Here is a 24674-nt window from a genome sequence, read left to right on the forward strand (position 1 = left end):
GGGGTGGGCCCGCTCAGAGGAGCCCGGTGTCGCGGGCGATCGCGATGGCGCGGGCGCGACTGTCGGCGCCGAACTTCTCGAACACGTGCACGAGGTGGGTCTTCACGGTGGCCTCGGTCACGAACAGGGTCTTCGCGATCTCGCGGTTCGATGCGCCGGTATCGAGCAGCCGGAGCACGTCGAGCTCGCGGTCGGTGAGCCGCACCCGCGGCGCGCGCATGACCTGCACGACCCGCTCGCTGAGCTCGGGGGTGAGCACGAGTCCGCCGGAAGCGGCCTGGCGGATCGCCCGCACGATGTCGTCCGGAGCGACATCCTTGAGCAGGTACCCCGCCGCTCCCGCCTCGATCGCACCGAGGATCTCGGCGTCGCGGTCGAACGTCGTCAGGATCAGCACGGCGGGTGCCGGATGCTGGGCACGAAGCGCGGCAGTCGTCTGCACGCCGTCCATGCCCTCGCCGAGCCGCAAGTCGCACAGCACGACATCGGGATGCAGGTGCCGGGCGAGAACCACGGCTTCCTCTCCGGAAGCCGCCTCGCCGACCACCTCGACGTCGTCGCGGTGATCGAACAGCGATCGCACCCCGGCCCGGACGATCGGGTGATCGTCGACGAGCAGCACGCGCACCGCGGTCATCCTTCGCCCCCGTTCCGTCGCGCCTGCACCGTGCCGCCGAGCGGGACGTGCGCAGAGAGCGCGGTGCCGTCGCCCGGGGCGCTCTCCAGATCGAGCCCTCCGCCGAGTTCCCGCAGCCGTGCCCGCATCGAGCGCAGTCCGTAGCCGCCACCCTGGCCGCCGACGCCGCCCTGCGCGTCCCAGTGCCTCGCGTCGAACCCGATGCCGTCGTCGACGATGTCGAGCCGCACCGCGTCGCCGGCATCGGCCAGGGTCACCACGACGCGCGACGCGGATGCGTGCGAGCGGACGTTCGCGAGGGCCGACTGCGCCGTCCGCAGCAGGGCGACCTCGACGTCGATGCCGAGCGCCGGCAGGTCGTCGTCGGCGTGCAGGGTCGCCTCGATCCCGGTCTCGTCGATCAGGCGCTCCAGCATCCGGGCGAGCGCGTCGCCGAGGGCCGTGGATTCGAGTTCGGCCGGCATCAGCGCGTTCACGATGCGTCGCGCATCCGCCAACCCCTCCGCGGCCAGCGCCCCGATCTGCTCGAGGGCACGGGTGCGCTGCTCGGGATCGTCCGCCTCCAGGGCCGAGCGCGCCAGCATCCCGATCGACGACACGCTCTGGGCCACGGTGTCGTGGATGTCGCGCGACACCCGGGTGCGCTCCTCACTCGCGCCGGACTCGCGTTGGGTGCGGGCGAGCTCGTCCTGGAGCGCCGACATCTCCTCCTGGGTCGCGACGAGCGAGGCGATCAGTCGACGACGCTCCCTCCCGTCACGGACGAGCTCGAGGTACCCGCGCGAGATCCCCAGCGCGAAGACGCCGCCCACGAGGGGCCCGATCACGTTCGCATAGGTCGTGGTGCCGGTGTGCAGCAGCGGGGCGGTCACCACGACCGCGAGGATCGCCGCGCTCAGCAGCAGTGCCCACCGCAGTCGCATCACGAATCCGGCCAGCAGCCACAGCGGGAAGGCGAGCCACACGAACTCGGGCGAGACGACGACCGCTCCGAGCCAGATGAGCGTCAGCCCGAGCAGCCACCAGGTCGCCAGACGGCGGTCGGACGTGCGCTCGCTGAGCAGCAGGCCGCCGCCGTACCAGCCGAGGAACACGAGCGACACGGCGAGCACCCACGGCAGCGGAACCCCATCGACTGCCGCGCGCCAGGCGCCGATCACGAGCAGCACGACCGTGATGACGGCCTGGCCGATGCGGATGGATCCGACCAGGCTCGCCCACGTGCGCGGGGTGCGGAATCCGTCCGCCCGCTCGTTACGGGCGGTGCGCTCAGCTCGCGTCGGGAGAGGTGGCGACTGCGGCATCCTCGTATTCTCCCCCGTGCGGCCGATCTGCACCCCGATCGGCGCGGGATCCGCCCCTCCCGACCTTCCCCGGCCACCACATCCGCTCCCCGACGATCGCGAACAGCGCGGGGACCACCAGGGTGCGCACGACGAAGGTGTCGACGAGCACCCCGATCCCGACGATGAGTCCGATCTGTCCGAGCGTGACCAGGGGCAGCAGCCCGAGCGCGGCGAACACCGCCGCGAGCACGACGCCGGCGCTGGTGATCACGCCGCCCGTCGCCGTGAGCGCACGCACCATCCCCTGCCGCGTGCCGACCGTCTGCGCCTCGACGCGCGCCCGATGGACCAGGAAGATCGTGTAGTCGATGCCGAGCGCCACCAGGAACAGGAACGACAGCAGCGGGACCTGCAGGTCGAGCGCGTCCCATCCGAACACGACCCGGCTCAGCCAGGTGCCTGCGCCGATCGCCGCGACCGCGCTGAGGATGTTCACCGCGAGCAGCAGCACGGGCGCCACCAGGGAGCGCAACAGCACGATGAGCACGAGCAGACTGACCGCGAGCACGAGCGGGACGATCAACAGCAGGTCGCGTTGATTGCCCTCGCGGGCGTCGAGATCCGCCGCGACCGGTCCACCCACCACGGCGTCGGCATCCGGCACCGTGACCGCGGCCTCGCGCACGGCGCTCACCAGATCGAGGCTCTCGGTGGTTCCCGGAGCCGGTTCACCGACGACGAGCAGCCGCGTGAGGGCTCCGTCGGCGCTCTCCCCCGTCGCGAACACCCGGAGCACACCCGGCACGTCTTCGACGGCCTCGGTCAGCGCCTCGGTCTCAGCCGTGTCACCGATCACGATCATCGGCTGCGCCTCGCCCGCGGGGAAGTGCTCGCCGAGCACGGTGAGCCCTGCCGCCGATTCGGACTCGACGCGGAACTTCTCGACCTGCGTGAGACCGACGGACACGCCGGCGAGGCCTCCGGCGAGGACGCCGAGCAGCGCGAGCCCACCGACCAGCGGCACCCAGGGGCGCCGGGAGACGCGTTCGGCGACGGCGCCCCACACTCGACCGGTCGCGGCGCCACCGCCCACGCGCGGGGCGAACGGCCAAAAGAGGCGGCGGCCGCACACGGCGAGAGCCGGCGGAAGCACCAGCAGCACCGCGGCGAGCGCGATCAGCAGGCCCACCGCCGAAGCGATCCCGAGTCCGCGGGTGCCGGGAATCACCGCGAGGGCGAGCGTCGAGAGAGCGAGGACCACGGTGACGTTCGAGGCGACGATCGCGGGCACGGTCGCACGCCAGGCGGCGACCAGTGCGCGCCGGTGGTCGGTGTCGAGCGCGAGCTCTTCGCGGTAGCGCGAGATGAGGAGCAGGGCATAGTTCGTCCCGGCGCCGAAGACGAGGACGCTCACGATCCCGGAGTCGAACTGCAACCCGAGTCCGGCTCCGATCGCCGCCGTCGCCTTGTTCGCCAGCTGGTCGGCGAGCGCGACCACCACGAGCGGGATGATCCACAGCACGGGCGAGCGGTAGGTGACGATGAGCAGCAGTGCGACGATCCCCAGCGTCACCATCAGCAGCGTGAAGTCGGCGCCGTCGAACGCGGACGCGACGTCCACCCCGAACGCGGGGCCACCCGTGACCTGCACCGTCACACCGTCGATCGGATGCTGCGCCACCGCGTCGCGCAGGTCGTGCACGGCATCCGCGGCGGCATCGTCCTCGTTCTCGTCCAGCGTCAGCGTCGCCTGGACGACCGCGGCCTCCCCGTCGTCACTGACGATCGGACCGTGCGGATCGTGCCCGGTCTCTGCTCCGACGTCGGCCGCGAGGGAGCCGAGTGCCGCGAGGTCTGCGTCGCCGAGCTGTCCGCCGTCGTCTCGAGCCGCGACCAGCAGCACGGTGTGCTCGTCCGCGTCGGGGAACTGCTCGGCGAGGGCCGCCGCTCGAGCGGAGTCCGAGTCCGGAGGGGCGACGTCGCTGCCGGCGGGCAGAGACGCGCGGCCAAGGGCACCGAGGAGGGCGGTGAAAGCCACGACCGCGATCAGCAGGGAGATCCACCCGCCGCGTCGAGAGGTGAGCCACAGCGGAAGAGAGCGGAGGGTGCGGAGCATGGGTCCAGTCCAGCCGCGACGGCGCCGAGGAGGATCGGGCGGGAGGGTGAGACGCGTCTCCATCGTTCGATGGATGCCCGCGCCGCCGGAGGGTCGCGGTCAGAGGGGTTCCGTCAGGCCCTCCCTCGTCGCGACCACCGGGCGTAGCGTCGGTTCCACAGTCGCGGATCGCACCCGCGGCGAAGACGAAAGGACGACTCATGCACACACGCACTCTCGGACAGGGCCTCCAGGTCTCGGCGGTCGGACTCGGCTGCATGGGGATGTCGCAGAGCTACGGCCCGAACCCCGGCAGCCGCGAAGACATGATCGCCGTGCTGCGATCCGCCCTCGATCACGGCGTGGACTTCTTCGACACGGCCGAGGTGTACGGCCCGTACGTGAACGAGGAGCTCGTCGGTGAGGCGCTCGAGCCGATCCGCGACAGGGTCGTCATCGCGACCAAGTTCGGGTGGGCCATCGAAGACGGAAAGAGTGTCGGGCTGAACAGCCGCCCCGAGCAGATCCGCCGGGTGGCCGAGGCATCGCTGCGGAGTCTGCGGACCGATGTGATCGACCTCTTCTACCAGCATCGTGTCGACCCCGACGTGCCGATCGAAGACGTGGCCGGCACCGTGGGCGAGCTGATCGCCGAGGGCAAGGTGCGCCACTTCGGACTCTCGGAGGCCTCGGCCGACACCATCCGCCGCGCCCATGCCGTGCATCCGGTGACCGCGCTGCAGAGCGAATACTCGCTGTGGACGCGCGAGCCGGAGGCGGAGGTCCTTCCGGTGCTGGCCGAGCTCGGCATCGGGTTCGTGCCCTTCAGCCCGCTCGGCAAGGGGTTCCTGACCGGCACGGTCGACACCGCTGCGGACTTCGCGGCCGGCGACATCCGCGCCACGATCCCCCGCTTCACGGCCGAGAACCGGGCGGCGAACCAGGCGCTCGTGGCGCACGTCGCCGAGCTGGCCGCGACGAAGGAGGCCACCCCGGGCCAGATCGCCCTCGCCTGGCTGCTCGCCCAGCAGCCGTGGATCGTGCCCATCCCCGGCACCCGGCGCACCGCGCGCATCGCCGAGAACGCAGGCAGCACCGCCACCGCGCTGTCCGCCGACGAGGTCGCCGACCTGTCGACCCTGGCCGCCCGCATCGGTGTGGCCGGCGACCGCTACAACCCGCAGCAGATGGCGTTCGTCGACCGTTGAGACGCCGACGGCCTCGGTATCGTGAGGCGGGTGACCTCCGCCCGCAGCTACCCCGCGACCATCGCGGCCACGGTCGAGCACGAGACGGTCATCCGCAAGTCGCGCTTCCTCACCCGCATCGAGCCGGTCTCGTCGGTCGAGCAGGCCGATGCGGTGATCGCCGGCATCCGCAAGCGGGCCTGGGACGCGAACCACAACTGCACCGCGATGATCACCGGTCTGCTCGGTGATCAGGCGCGATCGTCGGATGACGGAGAGCCCTCGGGCACCGCGGGCATCCCGATGCTGGAGGTGCTGCGGCGCCGGGAGCTGACCGACGTGGTCGCGGTGGTGACACGGTACTTCGGCGGTGTGAAGCTCGGAGCGGGCGGTCTCGTGCGCGCTTACTCCTCGGCGGTGTCCGAGACGCTCGACCTGGCGACCCTGGTGCGGCGTGCGGCGCTCCGACAGGTGACGCTCGAGGTGCCGCATGCGGATGCCGGGCGCTACGACAACCTGCTGCGCGACTGGGCGGGGCATCACGGTGCGACGCTGGGCGAGCCGACCTACGCGGCGATTGCCACGCTCGAGCTGTGGGCGCCCGAGGCGGAGCTTCCGAGGCTCACCGATGACCTGGCCGCAGCATCCGCCGGTGCGGTCGTCCCCGTGCTGGGCGTCGAGCGCATCGTCGACGTCCCCGACTGAACCATCGAGGCCGGCGGGATCGGCGAAACCACAAGGATCGGCGGATATCCTGGATGCCGCGGTCGCGGAGGGAGAGCGATGTTCGACAGTCCGCTCTCGGCTTCGGCCTACGAGATCCTCGAGGTCGACCCCGGCGTCGACGACGTCGAGCTGCGCCGCGCCTACCGTCTGCGCCTGCGTCAGACCCACCCCGACACCGGTGGCGACGCGGCGATCTTCATCCAGGTGCAGCGCGCCTGGGAGCTGATCGGCACTGCCGAGGGCCGCGCCGCCTACGACCGCCGAACCGGTGTGACCCATGAGGCGGGCTCCGAGTGGAGCGGATGGCGGCCGCCGCCGACCCGCACCGACACCCGCCCCCGCGCCCGGTCGTACGGCCACCCCGGCGGCTGGCGGCGCGAGCGCTACCTCGACCTCATCCGCGAATGGGCCGGCCGTGGCGTCGAGGTCCCCGATCCCTACGACCCCGCACTCGTGCGCTCGGCGCCGCGGGATCTGCGCCGGCTCCTCGCCGATGCGCTGGCGGAAGAGGCGACCGCGCGCACGGTGTCCGACCTGGGCATGGGCTTCACGGTGTGGCACGACGTCGCCGCGGGAGCCACCGCCGACGACAAGCTCGACCACGTGGTGCTGGGCCCCTCGGGTCTGTACGGCGTCATGTCGGAGGACTTCGGCGGGGTCGTCGGCTTCCGCCGCGGCGAGATCACCGGTCCGAGCCTCGGCACCCGCGCGCCCGTGACCGCCGCGCTCGGGCGGATGCGCACGGTCGCCAAGGCCGCCCGCGTGAAGTTCGGCGGTGCGATCATCGTGCTGCCCGACGACGACCTCTCCCAGGCGGTCACCCCGCTCGGCACGACCCGGGGCGTCCCGGTCGTGGTGGTGCGGCGCAGTGCGCTCGCCATGGTGCTGCGTCAGGGAGTTCCGCAGGCGCGGGCCATCGGCGGCAACGAGCTGTTCGACGTGCGCACCCGACTGCAGCAGACCGTGCGCTTCGTCTGACTCGGAGGCCGGCGGGGGTTACGGTGTCGTTGTGCCCGCACACGAACCGATACTCGAACACCCCGCCCCCGAAGCACCGGCCGGAAAGCTGATCCTCCTGCGCCACGGCGAGACCGAATGGTCGCGGACCGGGAGGCACACGGGGCTCACCGACATCCCCCTCACGGCGCGCGGCGAGGATCTGGCCCGTCGCGCCGGTGCGCTCGTCGCGGACTACGACTTCTCCCTCGTTCTGACATCTCCGCTCGTCCGTGCGCAGCGCACCGCGGAGCTCGCGGGCCTGCACGCCGAGATCGATCCGCTCCTCGTCGAGTGGGACTACGGCGGATACGAGGGTCGCACCACGAAGGACATCCGTGCGGACCTCGGCTACGGCTGGAGCACCTTCACCCACGGCGTGATCCCCGGGCGCACCCCCGGCGAGACCGTGGAAGAGGTCGCCGCGCGGGCGTCGCGGGTGCTCACGCGGGTCCTGCCGGCGATGTCGCAGGGAGACGTCGCGCTGGTCGCGCACGGCCACTTCCTGCGCATCCTGACGGCGGTGTACCTGCGGCTCGCTCCGCGCTTCGGCGCCCAGATCAGCCTGGATGCCGGGTCGGTGTCGGTTCTCGGCTTCGCGCGCGAGCAGCCCGCCATCCTGTCGTGGAACTACGGTCCGGAGCTGCCTTCGGCACCCGCCGAATCCTGACGCGACGGGTATGCGCGCGCCGCACCGAGGAGTAGCGTGCCCGCATGGCGATCGCGACGGAGACGATGCAGTGGCTGCTCGACGGGGACCCCGCGCTGCGCTGGCAGGTGGAGCGCGACCTGCTGCGGGAGCCCGAGCAGGTGTGGCAGGCGACGCGCGCTCGGGTGGCGACCGAGGGCTTCGGCGCCGCTCTCCTCGCTCGACAGGACGACGACGGCCAGTGGGCCGGCGGCGCCTTCTTCCCGGCGGGCTTCTTCGGCAGCCCGGAGGCCGAGGAGCCGGGGCAGCCGTGGACGGCCACGACCTGGTCGCTGAACGATCTGCGCGAGTGGGGCGTGGATGCCGCCGTGCTCGGCGACACCGCGGAGCGCCTGGCGCAGAACAGCCGGTGGGAGTACGACGACCTGCCCTATTGGGGCGGCGAGGTCGACGTGTGCATCAACGCCTACACGCTGGCGAACGGCGCCTGGCTGGGGGCGGACGTGGCCGCCCTCGCCCGATGGTTCCCCGCCCACCGCCTCGACGACGGCGGGTGGAACTGCGAGGCGGAGGAGGGCGACTCGGTGCGGTCGTCGTTCCACTCCACGCTCAACGCCCTGCGCGGGATGCTCGCCTATGAGCGGCTCACCGGCGACACGTCGCTGCGCGAGGCGCGGCACTCGGGCGAGGAGTATCTGCTGCGACGTCGGCTGCTGTACCGCGAGTCGACCGGCGAACAGGTCGGCCCGTTCGTGGGGCGCTTCACGTATCCGAGTCGTCATCGGTTCAGCGCGCTCACCGCCCTGGACCATTTCCGCGATGCATCGCTCGTCGAGGGCGGCGCACCCGACGACCGGATCGCGGATGCCGTCGAGCTGGTCCGCGCCGCGCGACGGGCGGACGGCACGTGGACGCAGACCACTCCGCTCGCCGGTCGCACCTGGTTCCCGGTCGATGCCGGGGAGGGCCATCCCTCCCGCTGGCTGACACTCATCGGCACCCGCGTGCTCGACTGGGCCGGACGCGCCTGAGCCGGGGTCGCACCGCCGCGGCGCAGCATCCTGATATGCGCTCTTTTGAGTTATTCAAATAACGGGGTACACTCGAGGCATGGAGACAGAACTCGACTCGGCGCTTCGCGTTGCCGGGCTTCGGGCGACCGCGGGCCGCGTCGCCGTTCTCGAGGCTCTCGACTCCATGGCCCATACCGATGCGGAGCGGGTCTACCGTGCCGTGTCCGAAGTGCTGCCGACCACGTCGATCCAGTCGGTGCACAACATCCTCGCGGACCTGACGACGGCGGGTCTCATCCGCCGGATCGAACCGGCAGGCTCCGCGGCGCTCTATGAGCGGCGCATCGACGACAACCACCACCACGTCGTCTGCACCTCCTGCGGTGCGGTCGGCGATGTGGACTGCGTCGTCGGCGAAGCGCCGTGTCTCACCCCGTCCTCGACGGGTGGATTCACCGTCCAGACCGCCGAGGTCACCTTCTGGGGCCTCTGCCCCAGCTGCCAGAACGCCGCGCAATAGCCGACCGACGAACGCCCATCCACGGATGGGGGTATTCGTCGCGCCTGCGCGGAGAAGGAGAGAACCATGACGAAACCTGCCGATTCGTACCGTCCGTCCACCACCACGCAGGCCGGAGCCCCGATCGTGAGCGACGAGCATTCGCTGACGGTCGGCCCTGACGGCCCCACGGTCCTGCACGATCACTACCTGGTCGAGAAGATCGCGGCGTTCAACCGCGAGCGCGTGCCGGAGCGCAACCCGCACGCGAAGGGCGGCGGCGCCTTCGGTGAGTTCGTCGTCACCGAAGACGTGTCGGCGTACACCCGCGCCGCGGTCTTCCAGAAGGGCGCGAAGAGTGAGGCGCTCATCCGCTTCTCGACGGTCGCCGGCGAGCAGGGTTCGCCCGACACCTGGCGCGACGTGCGCGGGTTCTCGCTGCGTCTGTACTCGGAAGAGGGCAACCTCGACATCGTCGGCAACAACACCCCGACGTTCTTCCTGCGCGACGCGATCAAGTTCCCGGACTTCATCCACTCCCAGAAGCGCCTCGGCGACTCGGGTCTGCGCGACCCCGACATGCAGTGGGACTTCTGGACGCTCTCTCCCGAGACCGCGCACCAGGTCACCTACCTCATGGGCGACCGCGGCCTCCCGCGCAGCTGGCGGCACATGAACGGTTACGGCTCGCACACCTTCTCGTGGGTGAACGAAGCCGGTGAGCTCTTCTGGATGCGCTACCACTTCGTCTCGAACCAGGGCGTCGAGGCGATGGGCGCCGAGGAGGCGCAGCAGCTCGCCGGATCCGACGCCGACTTCTACCGCCGCGACCTGTTCGACTCGATCGCCCGCGGCGACCACCCCTCCTGGGATCTGTACGTGCAGATCATGCCGTACGGCGAGGCGAAGGACTACCGGTTCAACCCGTTCGACCTCACCAAGACCATCTCGCTCAAGGACTACCCGCGCATCAAGGTCGGCACGCTGACCCTGAACCGGAATCCGGAGAACTTCTTCACGCAGATCGAGCAGGCCGGCTTCTCGCCCGGCAACCTGGTGCCCGGCACCGGGCTCTCGCCGGACAAGATGCTGTTGGGCCGCATCTTCGCGTACCCCGATGCCCAGCGTCACCGCATCGGCCCGAACTACAACCAGCTGCCCGTGAACCAGCCGCACGCGGCCGAGGCGCGCAACTACCAGCACGAAGGTTCGATGCGGTACCAGCACAACGACGCCGCACACCGCACCTACCACCCGAACTCGTTCGGCGCGGCCGGGGGCCCCGAGGCGGATCCGACCGTGGCGCTCGAGGCGAACTGGGAGGCCGACGGCCAGCTCGTGCGCTCGGCGGCCACGCTGCACGCCGAGGACGACGACTTCGGCCAGGCGGGCACGCTCTACCGTGAGGTCTTCGACGGCGAGCAGCGGGCGCGGTTCCTCGAGACCCTCACCGGGCAGGGCCGCTCCATCACCATCGACGACATCCGCGAGCGGTTCTTCCAGTACTGGACGAACGTGGATGCCGAGCTCGGCGCAGCCCTGCGGGATCGGGTCTGATCCGCGCCATCCGCTGAGACCCCGTCTTCGCGCCGAGACCCCCTCCTGCCCACGTCGGCAGGAGGGGGTCTCGGCGTTACGGCGGGGTCTCGGGGTTGGAGGCCGGGTCTCGGGGTTGGAGGCGGGGTCTCGGGGTTGGAGGCGGGGTCTCGGCACAGGGCCGTGGGAGCAGCGCCGCTGACGCGGAACAGGGCCAAGATGGAAGGGTGGCCACCCCCCTCTCCGACCTGACCAGCATGCCCGACCCGCAGCACGTGTATGCCGCCGACGGCACACGCCTGGCGACGTACACCTGGGGCGATCCGGATGCTCCGGTCGTCGTGATCGTGCACGGATTCGCGTCGAGCGCCCGCGACAACTGGGTCCTCACCGGCTGGGTGCGCGAGCTCGACCGCGCCGGCTACCGGGTGCTCGCGCTCGATCAGCGGGGGCATGGGCGCAGCGAGAAGCCGCACGATCCGGAGGGGTACCGCATCCGGACGCTGGTGACCGATGTCGAGACCGTGATGGACACATACCTCGTGGACGACGCGTTCTACGTCGGCTACTCGCTCGGAGCCCGCGTGGGCTGGGAAGTGGTGCGCGAGCTGCCCCACCGCATCGGCCGGGCGGTGCTCGGCGGAGTGCCGGACGGCATCCCCCTGGCCCGCCTCGACCTGGACCAGGTGCGGGCGTACATCGCCGACGGCACCCCGGTCGCCGACCCCACGACGCAGAACTACATCGCGCTGACGGAGCGGGTACCCGGCAACGACCTGCAGGCGCTGGTCGCGCTCGCGGAAGGTATGCGGTCGTCGGGCATGATCGACCCCGATCCGTCGGATGCGCCGACCCGCCCGATCCTGTTCGCCACGGGGTCGAAGGATGCCATCATCGAGGGCTCACGGGCACTGGCGTCCGCGGCCCCCGACGGTCGCTTCTTCGCGATCCCGAATCGGAACCACTTCAACGCTCCGGGTTCGCGGGACTTCAAAGAGGCCGCGCTGGCGTTCCTCGCCGAGGCATAGCCGCCCGCTCGCCCATTCGCTCGCCCGCTCGCCCACCCGCCCATTGCGAAGGAGTTCTCACGGAATAAAGGAGCGGATGCAGCATCCGGTCCTTCATTCCGTGATTTCTCCTTCGTTCCGTGCGAGCGAGGTGAGGGGCGCGGGCCCCCGGCCTAGACGGCGGAGCTCTCCGCGCGCTGGGGCAGCACCCATCCCGCACGCGGGAAGTGGCAGGTGTAGCCGTTGGGGTACTTGATCAGGTAGTCCTGGTGCTCTTCCTCGGCCTCCCAGAACGGGCCCGCGGCCTCGATCGTGGTGACGGCCTTGCCCGGCCACAGGCCCGAGGCGTCGACGTCGGCGATCGTGTCGCGCGCGACCGTCTCCTGCTCAGGGGAGAGCGGGAAGATCGCCGAGCGGTAGCTCGAGCCGATGTCGTTGCCCTGACGGTCCTTCGTGGACGGGTCGTGGATCTGGAAGAAGAACGCGAGGATGTCGCGGTACGTCGTCTTGGTCGGGTCGAACACGATCTCCACGGCCTCGGCGTGACCGGGGTGGTTGCGGTAGGTCGCGTGGTCGTTCGATCCGCCGGTGTAGCCGACGCGCGTGCCGATCACGCCGGGCTGGCGGCGAATCAGGTCTTCCATGCCCCAGAAACAGCCGCCGGCGAGGACGGCCGTCTCGGTCCCGGGCGTGCGCGTGATGGTTCCGGTGTCGGTCATGACTGCTCCTCAGAGGTGTCGGTGGTGGGGGTGTTCGGCGTCTTCGCGAAGAGGGGACTGTAGCGACCGTACCCCTCCTCCTCCAGCCTGTCAGCCGGGACGAAGCGCAGGGCCGCCGAGTTCATGCAGTAGCGGAGCCCGCCCTCATCGCGCGGGCCGTCGTCGAAGACGTGGCCGAGGTGGCTGTCGGCGTTCGCCGAGCGCGCTTCGGTGCGCTTCATGAACAACGAGCGGTCGGTGCGCGTGGTGACGGCATCCGCCTCGATGGGCTTGGTGAAGCTGGGCCATCCGGTTCCGCTGTCGAACTTGTCGGTCGACGAGAACAGCGGCTCGCCCGAGACGACGTCGACGTAGATGCCGTCGTCGTGGTTGTTCCAGTACGCGTTGCGGAACGGCGGTTCGGTCGCGTCCTGCTGGGTCACCTCGTACTGCAGGTTCGTGAGACCGCTGACGGCCTCGGGGGTCTTGCCGTAGTCGTTCGACATGATCTGACTCCTTAGTCCGACGTCGCTGGCTGCGGCGTCATAGGGAAGAACCGTGGACGGCGCCGTTTTGGTCCCTCGGGGCTGGGAGCGCGCTGTGAGTTTCTGCGAACTCGATAGAGTTGCCTCCGCACTGCACACCGCCCGAGGGGAACCACATGTCCGTAGGACTGCTCGCCGTCGTCGACGACATCCTGAGCGCCGCGATGAAGGCCTCGGCCAAGGCAGCGGGTGTCGTGATCGACGACGCCGCGGTCACCCCGCAGTACGTGCAGGGCATCACGCCCGCGCGCGAGCTGCCCGTCGTCGGCAAGATCGCGCTCGGCTCGCTCGCGAACAAGTTCCTCATCATCATCCCGGCGGCACTGCTGCTCACCGCGTTCGCGCCGTGGGTGCTGCCGTATCTGCTGATCCTGGGTGGCGCGTACCTGTGCTTCGAGGGCGCCGAGAAGGTGCTGGAGTGGTTCGGCGTGCAGCACGGCCATGCCGACGAGGGCGCCCGCGACGAGAAGAAGCTAGTGCTGGGCGCGGTGCGCACCGACCTGATCCTCTCGACCGAGATCATGCTCATCTCGCTGGCGAGCCTGGAGAAGGGGCTCGACATCTGGGCGACGCTCGCCATCCTCGCCGTGATCGCGCTCCTGATGACGGGCGTCGTGTACGGCGCCGTCGCCCTGCTGGTGAAGATCGACGACATCGGTCTGAAGATGGCGAAGAACCCGGTGCGACGCGTACGGCACACCGGCACCCGGATCGTGCGTTCCATGCCCGCGGTGTTCCGCTTCATCAGCATCCTGGGCACGGTCGCGATGCTCTGGGTCGGTGGACACCTGGTGCTCGTGAACCTGGGCGAGGTCGGCTGGCACTTCCCGGTCGACGTGCTGCACGCGGTCGAGCACGCCCTGGAGCCCGCGGGCGCCGTCGTCGTCTGGGTCGTCGACACGATCATCTCCGCGATCGCCGGTCTCATCCTCGGGCTGGTCATCGTCGGGATCGTGCTGGGCATCGCGAAGCTGTTCGGCAAGACGCCGAACTTCCACGAGGGCGAGGAATCCCCCGCCGACGTGCACGTCTGAGTCCGACGTCACCGTCTCGCGCCTTCCGCCGCCGCTATCCGCCGCGCGGGGGATGCGGCCTGCCGTCCACTTCGGTTTGATCGGAGCATGAACACTGATCACGCCGACACTGATCGCGCCACACAGTTGCGTCGGACCCTGCGCCTGATCTCCGCCATCGCCATCGTGGGCATCGGTGCGGCCGTGGTCTGGTTCGTCTTCGCCGCCGTCGGTGAATCCGGTGGCCAACTCACCGCCGCCAGCGCCACAGCCGCGGGGCTGGGCGCAGCCTGGTCAGCGGGATTCGCAGCCATCACCTCTCGCCTGCGTGAGGGAACTCGCGCTCACGCCGCGATGTCGTAGCGCGCTCTGCCCCCGAGCCTCGGCCTGCGGTGCGGATCGACGTTCGGCGGCGGGACGAGCCACACCCGCGCGGCGAACCCGCGTCCCTCTATCCTGATCTCCCAGTCGTTGTCGTGGATGCGATGATGACAGCTCTCGCAGAGCAGCACTCCGTTGTCGAGATCGGTCGGACCGGCATCCCGTTGCCACCAGCGCAGATGATGCGCCTTCGTCATCTGCGGAGGCAGCCCGCACATCACGCAGCCGCCGTCGCGCTCCACGAGCGCCAGCCGCTGGGCTCGGGTGAACAGGCGCTTCTCACGCCCCCAGTCGAGGATCTCACCGCCACCGCCGAGGACGACGGGGATGATTCCCCCGCCGGCCGCCATCCGACGACATGCGGAGATGCTGACCGGCTCATCGACGCCGTCGACCCTCGCGAATCCGGTGCCGGCGGTCAGGTCGTCGAGACCGACGCGCACCACGACGGTCGCGCCGGACAACGGAAGCCCCCCGTTGTCGCATCCGCTCGCGTGCGCGCAGATCTCGGCGAGCGCATCGGCCTGCAGCATCGCGACGGTGCGTCGATCGGCATCCGGCGCCTCGGGATCGAGCACGTGCGCTCGCGCCTGGAACGTCGCGGTGACGTACGCCTGGATCGCCGCCTTGACCGGAGCACCGGAGGCGACATCGGTCTGCAGCGTCAGGTGAAGCGAGCCGTCGCGCTCGAACATCGTCAGAGAACGCCTCGACCGCGCCTCGTCTTCGCGCGGCGCCACACCGTCGGGGTCCAGCCAGGCCTCTGCACGCACGACCAGCTTGCGCACGTCGTCGAGTGACAGCCCCTCCGCCCGCTCGACCAGGAGACGCTCGGCGTCGGTGGTGCGCTCCAGACCGACTTTCAGCCGCGCCCGATCGAGCAGCGTCACGATCAACGCCGCCGCTGCCGCGCTGAGGGTGCCGGCACCGATCGCCCGCTGCACCTCGGGATACCGCGGCGGCAGCGCCTCGCCGATGAGGTTCGCCCGCGGCGCCGTCGCCTCGCCCACCTTGACCAACCGCGCCGCATCGCCCGTGGATCCGCCCGTCGTCGCGGCGATCATGGTGGCCGGGCTGCGGAAGCCCTGTTCCTTCGCCAGGCTCGCCGCCCCCAGCTCGGGCCGGGACTCCCGCGCGATGCTCGCCGCGAGCTCGGCGTGGATGCCATCGAGTCGGCGCTGCACCAGTCCCATCGCCCGGTGGGCCTCGAGCAGCTGCGCTCGGGACAGCTCTGCGGCACAATCAGCATCGGCCCACACCTCTTCGAGGCGCTCCACGGCCTCGATCAGGGGGTTCAGATGGGGATTCGCCATGCGTCAATTTTAGAACATATCTTCGATATATGGGAGGGGCTGTGGATAAGTCGACGGGCTCGCATATCGCCGCGTCGACACCGTGTGCGCTCCCCGTGCGCTCGAACGCGCGGCATCCTGCTAGCGTCGGCGATGCGCACCCGAAGTGCGGCAGCAGGATGCGCACCCGAGCGCAGCAGAAGAGAGACCACCCGCCGATGACAGACGTCCGAATCAGGGATGCGGAGACCGCAGACCTCGAGACGATCACCGCGATCCACAACCACGCGGTGCTGCACACCACCGCGATCTGGAACGAGGATGCGGTCGACCTCGCCGACCGCATCGCCTGGCTCGCCGATCGCACCTCGCACGGCTATCCGGTGATCGTCGCGGTCGACGACTCCGGCGTGCTGGGCTATGCGTCGTACGCGCAGTGGCGTCCACACAGCGGCTACCGGCACACGGTCGAGCACTCCGTCTACGTCCTCGGCGGTCAACACGGCCGCGGTATCGGCACCGCGCTGATGGCCGCCCTCGTCGAGCGCGCCCGCGCCGCGGGGATGCACGTCATGATCGCCGGCATCGAGAGCGGGAACGGCGCCTCCATCGCCCTGCACGAGCGCCTCGGCTTCACCGAGGTCGGGCGGATGCCGCAGGTCGGGGCCAAGTTCGGGCGCTGGCTCGACCTGAGCATGCTCCAGCTCGTGCTCGACGACCGCGCCGAACCCGGCGCAGCATCCTGATCATGGACCTGCTGCAGTGGTTCGTCGACGCCTTCAACTCGAACTGGACGCTGCCCGGCGGGCAGACGCTCCTCGTCCGTGAGGTCGTCGGCAACGCGTTCGGCCTGGCGAGCGCGCTCGGCGGCATGCGCCGGAGGATCTGGGCGTGGCCGGTCGGCATCATCGGCAACCTGCTGCTGCTCACCGTCTTCCTCGGATCCGCGCTCAGCCCCGACCCCTCGCTGCCGCACCTGCTCGGCCAGGCCGGCCGGCAGATCATGTTCATCGCCGTCGCGATCTACGGATGGATGCGTTGGCGCAACGCCGAGGGTGGACAGATCGTGCCGAAGTGGGCGCCGACCGGGGCCCGCATCGGCCTGGTGATCGTGATGGTCGTCGGCACCGTCGCGCTGACCCCGCTGTTCCGCGCGCTGGGCTCGTGGGAGCCGGTGTGGGCCGACGCCTGGACCTTCGTCGGCTCGCTGCTCGCCACCTACGGCATGGCCAAGGGCTGGACCGAGTTCTGGCTCATCTGGATCGCGGTCGACGTGGTCGGCGTGCCCCTGCTCTTCAGCTCCGGCTACTACGCGACCGGCTTCATGTACGTCTTCTACGGCATCTTCACCGCGGTCGGATTCGTCATCTGGTGGCGGGCGCAGCGCACCGCCGCGCAGCCGGTCGTGATCCTGCCGCCGGACCCGAACCCGCGACGACCGGAAGACGACGAACTCGCCTGAGCCCGCCGCTACCGGATCCGCCGTCGGCCGCGCTCAGTGCCGCACGAGCTCAGTGCCGCACGCGCGCGAGGAACTCCGCGGTCGCGGCCTGCTGCGGCGCATCGAACACCTGCGACGGCGGCCCCTGCTCGACGACCACGCCGTGCTCGAGGAACACGATGCGGTCGGCGACCTCGCGGGCGAACGACATCTCGTGCGTCGCCATCACGATGGTCGCACCCTGCTGCTTGAGCTGGCGCACCAGGTCGAGCACCTCGCCGACCAGCTGCGGGTCGAGCGCACTGGTGATCTCGTCGAGCAGCAGTACCTCGGGCTGCGTGAGGATCGCGCGCACGATCGCCACGCGCTGCTGCTGACCACCGGAGAGCCGGTCGGGGTACTCGTCGGCCTTGGCACCGAGCCCGAGCGTCTCGAGCAGCTCGCGCGCCTTGGCCCGCGCCTCGGTCTTGCGCATGCCGTGCACGCGGACGGCTGCGAGCGTGACGTTGTCGAGCACGGTCAGGTGCGGGAACAGGTTGAAGTGCTGGAACACGACGCCGATGCGGGCGCGCACGGCGTCGGCATCCACCCGCGGATCGGTGATGTCCTCACCCGACAGGAAGATCTGGCCGTCGTCGACGCCCTCGATGAGGTTCATCGTCTTCAGCAACGTCGACTTGCCCGAGCCGGAGGCGCCGATGAGCACGACCACCTCATGGGTGCCGACGGCGAGGTCGATGCCGCGCAGCACGTCGTGGTCGCCGAAGCGCTTGCGCACTCCCCTTGCCTCGATCACCGGAACGCTCATACGACCCCTCCGGCCTGCTCGCGCTTGTTCATCCGCGCGGTGACGACGTCGGTCAGGCGGATCATCGGCCAGCTGAGGATGATGAACATGAGCCCGGCGACGATGTACGGCGTGTAGTTGTAGGTGTCGGCGACCATCAGCTGAGCCGCGCGGACGGCGTCGACCACGCCGAGCACCGAGATCAGGCCGACGTCTTTCTGCATCGACACGAAGTCGTTCATGAGCGCGGGCACGACCTTGCGCACACCCTGCGGGATCACGACGATGCGGAGCGTCTGGCCGTGGGTCAGTCCGAGCGACCGTGCGGCGATGCGCTGCGATGGGTGCACGGCCTCCATGCCGGCGCGGAGCACCTCGGCGACATACGCGGAGTACGTGAGGACGAGGGCGATCGTGCCCCAGAACATCGCGGGCATGCGCGGGAAGATCATCAGCGCGGGGATGCCGAAGCCGATCAGATACAGCACGATCAGCAGGGGGATGCCGCGGAAGAAGTCGGTGTAGGCCGCCGCGAGCGCGCGTAGCGGGAAGAACACCGGACCGCGCAGCGAGCGCATGGTGGCCAGGGTGGTTCCGAAGATCGCGACGCAGACCGCGGCGATCACCAGCACCAGGAGATTGACGAGCAGCCCCTGGAAGATCGGGCCGATGCTGTCGAGCGCGACCTGCGGGTCGAAGAACGTCTGGCTGACGACTGCCCACCCGGGGGTGTTGACGACGACGACCACCAGCACCGCCGCGACGACGAGGCTGCTTATCAGCGCGATCAGGACGGACCGGGTGGTCGCCCGGCGCCGCAGGACGCGGCGCGACAGCTCGAGCTCGCTCGGCTGCCACGCCGTGTCGACGGGCTGTGAGGTCATTTGAAGACGGGGACGTCGACCGCGTCGCTGAGCCACTTCTGCTGCAGCTCGTCGAGCGTTCCGTCTTCACGCAGGGCGTCGACCGCGTCGGTCACGGCCGGCGTGAGCGCGGATCCCTTCGGCAGCACGATGCCGAACTCGTCGCCGCCGTCGGCCCCGGCGAACTGTCCGGTGACCACGCCGTCGTCGAGCTGTGCGCCGACGACGTAGAACGCACCGGGCAGGTCAGTGATCATGGCGTCGATCTGGCCACCCTTGAGGGCGAGCACGACGTCGTCGACCGAGTTGAACACGCTGAGGTTCGCCTCACCGAGCTCGGCCTTGGCGACCGTGTAGCTGGTGGTGCCGCTGGCGACGCCGACCTTGGCGGCCTTGAGCTCGTCGATGGTCGTGGCCGATGCCGCGGGCGAGTCGCCGACCGCGACCACGGCCTGCGTGGTCGTGTAGTACGGCGACGAGAAGTCGACAGCCTTCTTGCGGTCGTCGGTGATGGAGAACTGCTGCAGGTTGATGTCCCAGTCCTTCGGGCCCGGCGCGATGGCGCCGTCGAAGGTCGTGCGCACCCAGACGATGTCGTCGGCCTTGTAGCCGAGCTGCTCAGCGACCGCGTTCGCGACCGCACCCTCGAAGCCCTCACCGTTGGAGGGGTCGTCGTCGACGAACCACGGCTCGTAGTTGGGCTCGCCGGTCGCGATCGTGAGCTTGCCCTCGGTCACGGTCTGCAGGCCCGAATCGTCACCGCTGCCGGATCCGGTCTCGGCAGCGGGAGCGCTGCAGGCGGCGAGGGTGATGGCGAGGGCGGCGGCAGCGGCAGCGGCTGCCGCGCGGCGGAGGGAGGGAGCGAAGGGCACGATGACTCCAGTGCGAGGAAGGGTGTGGAGGAGACGGCGAGGCAGGCGGGTCTGCTTCTGCAGAGACGGTCTGCCTCTACAGAGTAGGCGATTCGGCGAGACGCCAATCGGCGAAATCGAAACCTGGAGACACGAAGCACGAGACCAGGACCTCGTCGGCATCGAGCGGGCGGGCGGCCTGCCAGACACCGGCGGGAACCAGCACCTGGGCGGCATCGTCGGGGCCGAGCACGACCGTGGTCGCCGTGCCCGGTTCCGCACAGTCGCCGCCGAGGCGGAGTTCGAGTCGGCCCGGACCATGCCAGAGCCAGAGCTCATCGCTGGTCACGACGTGCCATTCGCTGCGCTCAGAGGGCAGCAGCAGGTAGTGGATGCAGGTGGCCGCCGGGCGCGGGCCGTTCGGCGTCTCGACGGGCAGCGGGCTCGTCCACGTACGGCGGAACCAGCCGCCCTCGGGGTGGGCGGCGAGGTCGAGGCGCTCGGCGGTGGCGGGGCGCTGTGTCATGCGGAACCTCCGGATGCGGGTTCGACGGGTCGGGATTCGGCGGGTACGGATTCGACAGCGGCGCGCCCGAAGGACTCGACTGCGAAGCGCACCTCACCGGAGACGACCGTCGCGGCGGCGCGGCCGGCCCCGTGCTCGACGAGGTCGGCGACGGCATCCGGGCCGGCCGGGATATCGAAGAAGGTGAGGTCCGCGAGCGCGCCGACGGCGAGGTATCCCGTGCGGTCGGGACCGACGTCGATGCCCATGGCGTGCGCGCCGCCGAGGGTCGCGGCACCGAGCAGGCGCGCGTGCAGGTCGCGGTCGGTGTAGCCCTGCGAGCGGGCGATGCGCGCGAGTTCCGCCACATCGGCGAGCACGTCGAGCGAGGGACTGGACGACAGGGAGTCGGTGCCGACCGCGATCGGGCTGCCCTCGCGCAGGTACGCGGCGATGGGCGGCTCCTCGAGTCCGATGACGGCGTTCGAGCGCGGGCACAGTGCCACGGTGGTGCGGCGCTCCCGCAGGATGGCGCGGTCCCTGGCGCTCATGTACACGCCGTGCGCGATGTGGCAGTCGGGACCGAGCACCCCGAGCTGATCGACGAACTCGGTGGCGCTGGTGCCGAAACCGGCCCTGCGCAGCTCTTGGAAGCTGGCGAGACCGGCGGTGTGCCAGGCCTGCGGATGCTCGTGCGCGAACTCGCTCTCGAACGCGGCCTCGCCGAGGTGGATGTGGATGCGTCCGCCGCGCTCACGCACGATGTCGGGGATCTCCAGCAGCGGCTCGATGTCGAGCGAGTACGGAGCGTGCGGCGACAGGCCAGTCCCGGGCGGGGTCGGCAGCGCGTCGAGAGCCTGCTCGACCTGCGCGCGTCCGGTGCGCGCCCAGTCGTCGTTGGTCCAACTCATCACCTCCCAGTAGGTGATGCCGTGCAGTCGGGCGTCGTGCAGGGCGGTCGCCGCCGCGCGGTCGGTCACGACGTCGGCCACCGCGGTCGTCCCTGAGCGCAGCGCCTGTGCCGCGCCGTCGGCGGCATCCGCGGCCCAGTCGCGCCCGCCCTCGTAGACCGGGTCGAACGCCCGCACCCAGTCGTCGAACCCGTCGTACTGCCCGCGGCCGACCGAGGCCATGCCGGTGTACTGCAGATGGGTGTGCGCGTTCACGAGACCCGGGGTCAGCACGCCGGGCCAGTGCACCTCGTCGGCATCGATCCCGCGCTCGGACAGCGACCGCAGCACCCACTCGCGCTCGCCCACGTGCATGATGCGGCCGTCGCGCACGGCGACTGCGCCGTCGACGATCGGTGGCGCGGTGATCGGCACCACGAGCCCGGCGGAGTAGACGGTGACGGCGGTCATGCGGGTGCTCCCCGGAATCGCGGCGATCGCCACTCGCGCAGGGCGTCGACCTGCGCGGGGCTGCGCTCGTCGATGTGCTCTCCGCGGGCGGCGAGTGCGGCCGTGCCGATCGTGGTGTCGGCCTCGGGCGGGAGCGGATGCACGCCGGCGGGCAGGTCGTGCGTGAGCAGATGCTCGACGGCGAAGAGCTGCACCGCGAACGACAGATCCATGATCTCGATCGGGTTTCCCTCACCGGCCGACAGGTTCACGCAGCCGCCTCGGGCGATGACGAGGGCCCCGTCTCCGGCGCGTTCGACGAACGGAGGGGCTTCGCCGTTCTCGCCTGCATACGGTCGCAGCGTCGAGGGATCGAGGTCGATCTCGTGCGGAATGCCGCCCGCGACCGCGACGACCGCCGCCGTACGCAGCACCTCGGCGTCGACCGTGTGCGGAGCGCCCGTGGCCGAGACGACGAGCGCGCCGGGAGCGAGGTCATGCAGTCGGCCGATGCGGTGGCCGTCGTGGGCGGCCCGCAGTGCGCGGACGGAGTCGGTCTCGGTGACCGCGACCTCGATGCCGAGCGCCCGCAGGTGCGCGGCGACGCCCTCGCCGACGGGGCCGTAGCCGACCACGACCGCGGGCTGGTCGCGGAGGTCGATGCCCGCGGCATCCAGCGCATCGGCGATCGCGAACACGCACGACTGGCCGGTGCCGTAGCGGTTGTCGAAGGAGGTCTTGGTGAGGGCGTCGTTCACGGCGATGACGGGGATCTCGAGCACGCCTTCACGCTGCATGAGCCGCAGCGGGGTGAGCCCGCTCGTCGTCTCCTCCGCCGCTCCCTTCAGTTCTGTGGCGATCCCTTCCTCATGCGCGAGGCGGATGAGGTGCGAGCCGTCATCGAGCAGCAGGTCGAATCCGCGGCGCAGGAACGCCACGGCGGCGGCGCGTTCGGCCGCGCCCGAGAGCGTCGGGTCACCGTCGACGGGGATGCCCCGGGCACGCAGCACCGCCGCGACCTCGACGTCGATCTCATCGGGGTGCGCGTAGACGGCGACCGTGGCGCCGGCATCCCGCAGCAGCAGGGCGAGTTGGGCGGTCTTGGGTTCGAGCACCATCGCGATGCCGATGCGCACGTCGCGCACCGTCCCCTTCTCGCCGAGGCGTCGGGCGAGGTCGGAAGAGACGGGCATGTGACGTCCGGCCGCATCCACGCGGTCCTCGGCCGTCTTCCGCGCCGGAAGCGGGTGTCCGTCGAGCAGGATCTCGGGCGCCTCGCCCGTCACGAACGTCACGCCGCCGTCGCCGAGGTGCGCACCGAGCGCCGGCAGCAGCTGACGCAGTGCCTCAGCCACGGCATCCGACCCGACGACCGAGAAGTCACGACCCGACACGAGCAGGTTGGTCTCGCGGGCGAAGCGGCGCACCAGACGCTGGGCGGTCACGGTCTCGTCGGTCACCTGTCAAGGGTAGAGCCCGCGGGGGTGGGTGAATGCCAGCAGATGACGTCACATGATCCGCCCGAATGTGAGACTTGTGCGATGACGGCCGTGGGATCAGTGGACACTCGCCTCGTCGTGCTGCGCGGCGACTCCGGCTCGGGCAAGACGACGACGGCGACGGCGCTGCGCCCTCTGCTCCGCGGCAAGACCGCGGTCATCCATCAGGACCACTTCCGGCGCACGCTTCTGGCCGGCGGCGAGAAGGCGTCTCGATCCGCCGACGCCGCCGCGCTCATCGACACCGTCGCCCGCCAATCGCTGGACCTGGGATACGACGTCATCCTCGACGGGATCCTCAACCTCCGGGATTATGCCGGGCGGTTGGAACAGCTGTGGCGGGACCATCGAGGCGTCACTCGCATCTACCAGTTCGACGTCGGGTTCGAGGAGACCGTCCGACGCCACGAGACACGAGAACTGCGCGACGCCTTCAGTCCAGAGCAGATGCGCGCGTGGCACGACGGCTGGCAGCCGCTCGAGTTCGTCGAGGAAGGCCGTATCGGGCCGGCGGAGACGCTCCCTGAGATCCTCGCCCGCATCGTCGCGGACTTGCGGGAGGGCAGCTCGTCCCCAATCGCCGATTCTCGGAGGCCGAAGGATCGATTCGCGGATTCGTAGATGCCACCGCCTGGCCGCGGCATCATGTACATCTCAGACTTCAAGATGTACAATTTGCCCATGTCCACGATCAGCGTCGCCGACGCGCGCAACAACCTCTCGACGGTCATCGCCCGCTCCCAGGAGGAGGCCGTGTTCATCGAGCGACGCGGTCAGCGTGCCGCCGTCGTGGTCAGCCCGGAGCAGTACGAACGGATGATCGAGGCACTTGAAGATGCCGAAGACGTGGCCGCGTTCGACGAGGCGATGGCAGAAGAAGGCCCGGACATCCCCTGGGATCAGGTGAAGGCCGACCTGGGCTGGACGTGAGTTATCGGATCGAACTGCGCCCCGCTGCGGTTCGAGCATTGAAGAAGGTCGACCATCAGGATCGCGACCGGATCCGCGGTGCCATCGCCCTGCTCGGCGAGAACCCCCGCCCGCCGGGAGCGAAGGCGCTGCAGGGACGCGACGGACTCCGCGTCCGCGTCGGGAACTACCGCATCATCTACACGATCGACGACGACGTGCTCATCGTCGCGGTCGTCACGCTGGGTCATCGGCGGGACGTCTACGAGCAGTAGCGAAGCCGGAGTGCTGGACGTCGCCGCCTAAAGCGAAGCCGATCCGATGCTTGCGGGGGCATCGACAACACAACGTAAGCCCCAATCGGTTCACGGGCTGCGGCGGCGTCACGGATGAGGGGCACCGGACGTTGGTGAACCTCACCCACAGCAGCGCACGGATCAGTCGCGCCGTTTGCCGCCGCGCTTGACGCGAAGGACCAGGTAACCGACGAGTGCGACGACGGCGATGAGCACGATCACCGTGATGACGAGGTGCAGGGGTGCGATACCGGAAGTCATGCGTGAGACGACCCTTCGTGTCGTGCCGGTTCCGCCCGGCGCCGGCGACGCACCCTCGCCCCGCCGAGGACCCCGCCGACAGTAAGGACCATGATTGCCGCGGAGACGTAGCCGTTCACGAAGAACGCAAGTACACCCACACCAACGACAATCAGGAGATCGGTCAGGGAACGCAGCCCGGTGTGGCTTCGTCGGGTGCTTCCAGGCCTCTGGATCACGTCGGTCCTCACTGTTCCTTCCGCGGCTCACTGGCGGCAGCAAGGGGTTCCTTCACGGTAACATGTTACACGCCGAATCGGGCTTAGGGCCCTCCTCACATGGGCTCGAGGATGCTAGTCTTGGAACATCACGATCAGCCCGCT

At 70.0% G+C, this 24674-nt stretch carries 27 protein-coding genes; 15 read left to right on the forward strand and 12 right to left on the reverse strand.

Annotated features, from left to right (window positions below; all coding sequences use genetic code 11):
• Window positions 1-13 precede the first annotated feature (13 nt).
• The 3 genes from GZ67_RS0107400 to GZ67_RS0107410 are packed head-to-tail and all read right to left on the reverse strand — an operon-like array spanning window position 14 to window position 4039.
• Window positions 14-637, reverse strand: coding sequence for a response regulator (locus GZ67_RS0107400; RefSeq protein WP_029264341.1), 624 nt, complete (start codon window positions 635-637; stop codon window positions 14-16).
• Window positions 634-1941: a sensor histidine kinase gene (locus tag GZ67_RS0107405; RefSeq protein WP_029264340.1), complete on the reverse strand. Its 1308-nt coding sequence runs from the start codon at window positions 1939-1941 to the stop codon at window positions 634-636. The genes GZ67_RS0107400 and GZ67_RS0107405 overlap by 4 nt, the downstream gene beginning before the upstream one ends.
• Window positions 1907-4039, reverse strand: coding sequence for an MMPL family transporter (locus tag GZ67_RS0107410; RefSeq protein WP_029264339.1), 2133 nt, complete (start codon window positions 4037-4039; stop codon window positions 1907-1909). The genes GZ67_RS0107405 and GZ67_RS0107410 overlap by 35 nt, the downstream gene beginning before the upstream one ends.
• A 200-nt stretch (window positions 4040-4239) precedes the next feature.
• Here GZ67_RS0107410 and GZ67_RS0107415 point away from each other — a divergent pair, with 200 nt between their 5' ends.
• From GZ67_RS0107415 to GZ67_RS0107450, 8 genes are all read left to right on the forward strand, one after another.
• Window positions 4240-5226 (forward strand): aldo/keto reductase, encoded by a 987-nt coding sequence (locus tag GZ67_RS0107415; RefSeq protein WP_029264338.1) that lies wholly within the window; start codon window positions 4240-4242, stop codon window positions 5224-5226.
• Between the two features lie 30 nt (window positions 5227-5256).
• On the forward strand, window positions 5257-5910 hold the full coding sequence (locus GZ67_RS0107420; protein WP_029264337.1) for an IMPACT family protein: 654 nt from the start codon (window positions 5257-5259) through the stop codon (window positions 5908-5910).
• A 78-nt stretch (window positions 5911-5988) separates the two neighbouring features.
• Window positions 5989-6909 (forward strand): J domain-containing protein, encoded by a 921-nt coding sequence (locus GZ67_RS0107425; protein WP_029264336.1) that lies wholly within the window; start codon window positions 5989-5991, stop codon window positions 6907-6909.
• Window positions 6910-6940: 31 nt separating this feature from the next.
• Complete coding sequence (locus GZ67_RS0107430) at window positions 6941-7597, forward strand: histidine phosphatase family protein (RefSeq protein ID WP_051662414.1); 657 nt, start codon at window positions 6941-6943, stop codon at window positions 7595-7597.
• Window positions 7598-7641: 44 nt separating this feature from the next.
• Window positions 7642-8607 carry a hypothetical protein gene (locus tag GZ67_RS0107435; RefSeq protein ID WP_029264334.1) on the forward strand — a complete coding sequence of 322 codons (966 nt, stop codon included), beginning with the start codon at window positions 7642-7644 and terminating at the stop codon, window positions 8605-8607.
• Window positions 8608-8686: 79 nt separating this feature from the next.
• Window positions 8687-9109, forward strand: a complete 423-nt coding sequence (locus GZ67_RS0107440) for a Fur family transcriptional regulator (protein WP_029264333.1) — start codon at window positions 8687-8689, stop codon at window positions 9107-9109.
• A gap of 66 nt (window positions 9110-9175) precedes the next feature.
• Window positions 9176-10645, forward strand: coding sequence for a catalase (locus GZ67_RS0107445; protein ID WP_029264332.1), 1470 nt, complete (start codon window positions 9176-9178; stop codon window positions 10643-10645).
• Between the two features lie 206 nt (window positions 10646-10851).
• The gene (locus GZ67_RS0107450; protein WP_136025788.1) at window positions 10852-11652 is read left to right on the forward strand and encodes an alpha/beta fold hydrolase; all 801 of its coding nucleotides are present in this window, start codon (window positions 10852-10854) and stop codon (window positions 11650-11652) included.
• 152 nt (window positions 11653-11804) lie between these two features.
• Here GZ67_RS0107450 and msrA read toward each other — a convergent pair whose 3' ends face one another.
• Window positions 11805-12350, reverse strand: coding sequence for a peptide-methionine (S)-S-oxide reductase MsrA (gene msrA, locus GZ67_RS0107455; protein ID WP_029264330.1), 546 nt, complete (start codon window positions 12348-12350; stop codon window positions 11805-11807).
• Complete coding sequence (gene msrB / locus GZ67_RS0107460) at window positions 12347-12835, reverse strand: peptide-methionine (R)-S-oxide reductase MsrB (RefSeq protein ID WP_029264329.1); 489 nt, start codon at window positions 12833-12835, stop codon at window positions 12347-12349. The genes msrA and msrB overlap by 4 nt, the downstream gene beginning before the upstream one ends.
• A 155-nt stretch (window positions 12836-12990) precedes the next feature.
• On the opposite strand from msrB, the gene GZ67_RS0107465 reads away from it, so the two are divergent.
• On the forward strand, window positions 12991-13908 hold the full coding sequence (locus GZ67_RS0107465) for a DUF808 domain-containing protein (RefSeq protein ID WP_029264328.1): 918 nt from the start codon (window positions 12991-12993) through the stop codon (window positions 13906-13908).
• Between the two features lie 87 nt (window positions 13909-13995).
• Window positions 13996-14250 carry a hypothetical protein gene (locus tag GZ67_RS0107470; RefSeq protein WP_029264327.1) on the forward strand — a complete coding sequence of 85 codons (255 nt, stop codon included), beginning with the start codon at window positions 13996-13998 and terminating at the stop codon, window positions 14248-14250.
• Here GZ67_RS0107470 and GZ67_RS0107475 read toward each other — a convergent pair.
• On the reverse strand, window positions 14232-15581 hold the full coding sequence (locus tag GZ67_RS0107475; RefSeq protein ID WP_029264326.1) for an HNH endonuclease: 1350 nt from the start codon (window positions 15579-15581) through the stop codon (window positions 14232-14234). The genes GZ67_RS0107470 and GZ67_RS0107475 overlap by 19 nt on opposite strands.
• Before the next feature lie 197 nt (window positions 15582-15778).
• Between GZ67_RS0107475 and GZ67_RS0107480 the strand changes: the two genes are divergently transcribed.
• Window positions 15779-16306 (forward strand): GNAT family N-acetyltransferase, encoded by a 528-nt coding sequence (locus GZ67_RS0107480; RefSeq protein WP_029264325.1) that lies wholly within the window; start codon window positions 15779-15781, stop codon window positions 16304-16306.
• A gap of 2 nt (window positions 16307-16308) precedes the next feature.
• On the forward strand, window positions 16309-17022 hold the full coding sequence (gene pnuC, locus GZ67_RS0107485; RefSeq protein ID WP_029264324.1) for a nicotinamide riboside transporter PnuC: 714 nt from the start codon (window positions 16309-16311) through the stop codon (window positions 17020-17022).
• Between the two features lie 49 nt (window positions 17023-17071).
• Here pnuC and GZ67_RS0107490 read toward each other — a convergent pair whose 3' ends face one another.
• From GZ67_RS0107490 to GZ67_RS0107515, 6 genes are all read right to left on the reverse strand, one after another.
• Window positions 17072-17809, reverse strand: a complete 738-nt coding sequence (locus GZ67_RS0107490) for an amino acid ABC transporter ATP-binding protein (RefSeq protein WP_029264323.1) — start codon at window positions 17807-17809, stop codon at window positions 17072-17074.
• Complete coding sequence (locus GZ67_RS0107495) at window positions 17806-18672, reverse strand: amino acid ABC transporter permease (RefSeq protein WP_029264322.1); 867 nt, start codon at window positions 18670-18672, stop codon at window positions 17806-17808. Before GZ67_RS0107495 ends, GZ67_RS0107490 begins: the two co-directional genes overlap by 4 nt.
• Entirely contained in the window at window positions 18669-19523 is an 855-nt protein-coding gene (locus GZ67_RS0107500; protein ID WP_029264321.1) for an ABC transporter substrate-binding protein, read from the reverse strand. Before GZ67_RS0107500 ends, GZ67_RS0107495 begins: the two co-directional genes overlap by 4 nt.
• Window positions 19524-19599: 76 nt before the next feature.
• Window positions 19600-20028, reverse strand: coding sequence for a cupin domain-containing protein (locus tag GZ67_RS0107505; protein WP_029264320.1), 429 nt, complete (start codon window positions 20026-20028; stop codon window positions 19600-19602).
• Window positions 20025-21368, reverse strand: a complete 1344-nt coding sequence (locus GZ67_RS0107510; RefSeq protein ID WP_051662422.1) for an amidohydrolase family protein — start codon at window positions 21366-21368, stop codon at window positions 20025-20027. Before GZ67_RS0107510 ends, GZ67_RS0107505 begins: the two co-directional genes overlap by 4 nt.
• A complete protein-coding gene (locus GZ67_RS0107515) occupies window positions 21365-22807 on the reverse strand; it encodes an adenosylhomocysteinase (protein ID WP_051662415.1) in 1443 nt (480 codons plus the stop codon). The genes GZ67_RS0107510 and GZ67_RS0107515 overlap by 4 nt, the downstream gene beginning before the upstream one ends.
• An 81-nt stretch (window positions 22808-22888) precedes the next feature.
• Between GZ67_RS0107515 and GZ67_RS0107520 the strand changes: the two genes are divergently transcribed.
• The 3 genes from GZ67_RS0107520 to GZ67_RS0107530 are packed head-to-tail and all read left to right on the forward strand — an operon-like array spanning window position 22889 to window position 24030.
• Entirely contained in the window at window positions 22889-23467 is a 579-nt protein-coding gene (locus GZ67_RS0107520) for an AAA family ATPase (protein ID WP_029264317.1), read from the forward strand.
• Between the two features lie 60 nt (window positions 23468-23527).
• A complete protein-coding gene (locus tag GZ67_RS0107525; protein WP_029264316.1) occupies window positions 23528-23776 on the forward strand; it encodes a type II toxin-antitoxin system Phd/YefM family antitoxin in 249 nt (82 codons plus the stop codon).
• Entirely contained in the window at window positions 23773-24030 is a 258-nt protein-coding gene (locus tag GZ67_RS0107530) for a type II toxin-antitoxin system RelE family toxin (protein ID WP_029264315.1), read from the forward strand. The genes GZ67_RS0107525 and GZ67_RS0107530 overlap by 4 nt, the downstream gene beginning before the upstream one ends.
• Window positions 24031-24674: the final 644 nt, after the last annotated feature.

The sequence above is a fragment of the Microbacterium sp. Cr-K20 genome, assembly GCF_000708325.1.
Classification (GTDB): domain Bacteria; phylum Actinomycetota; class Actinomycetes; order Actinomycetales; family Microbacteriaceae; genus Microbacterium.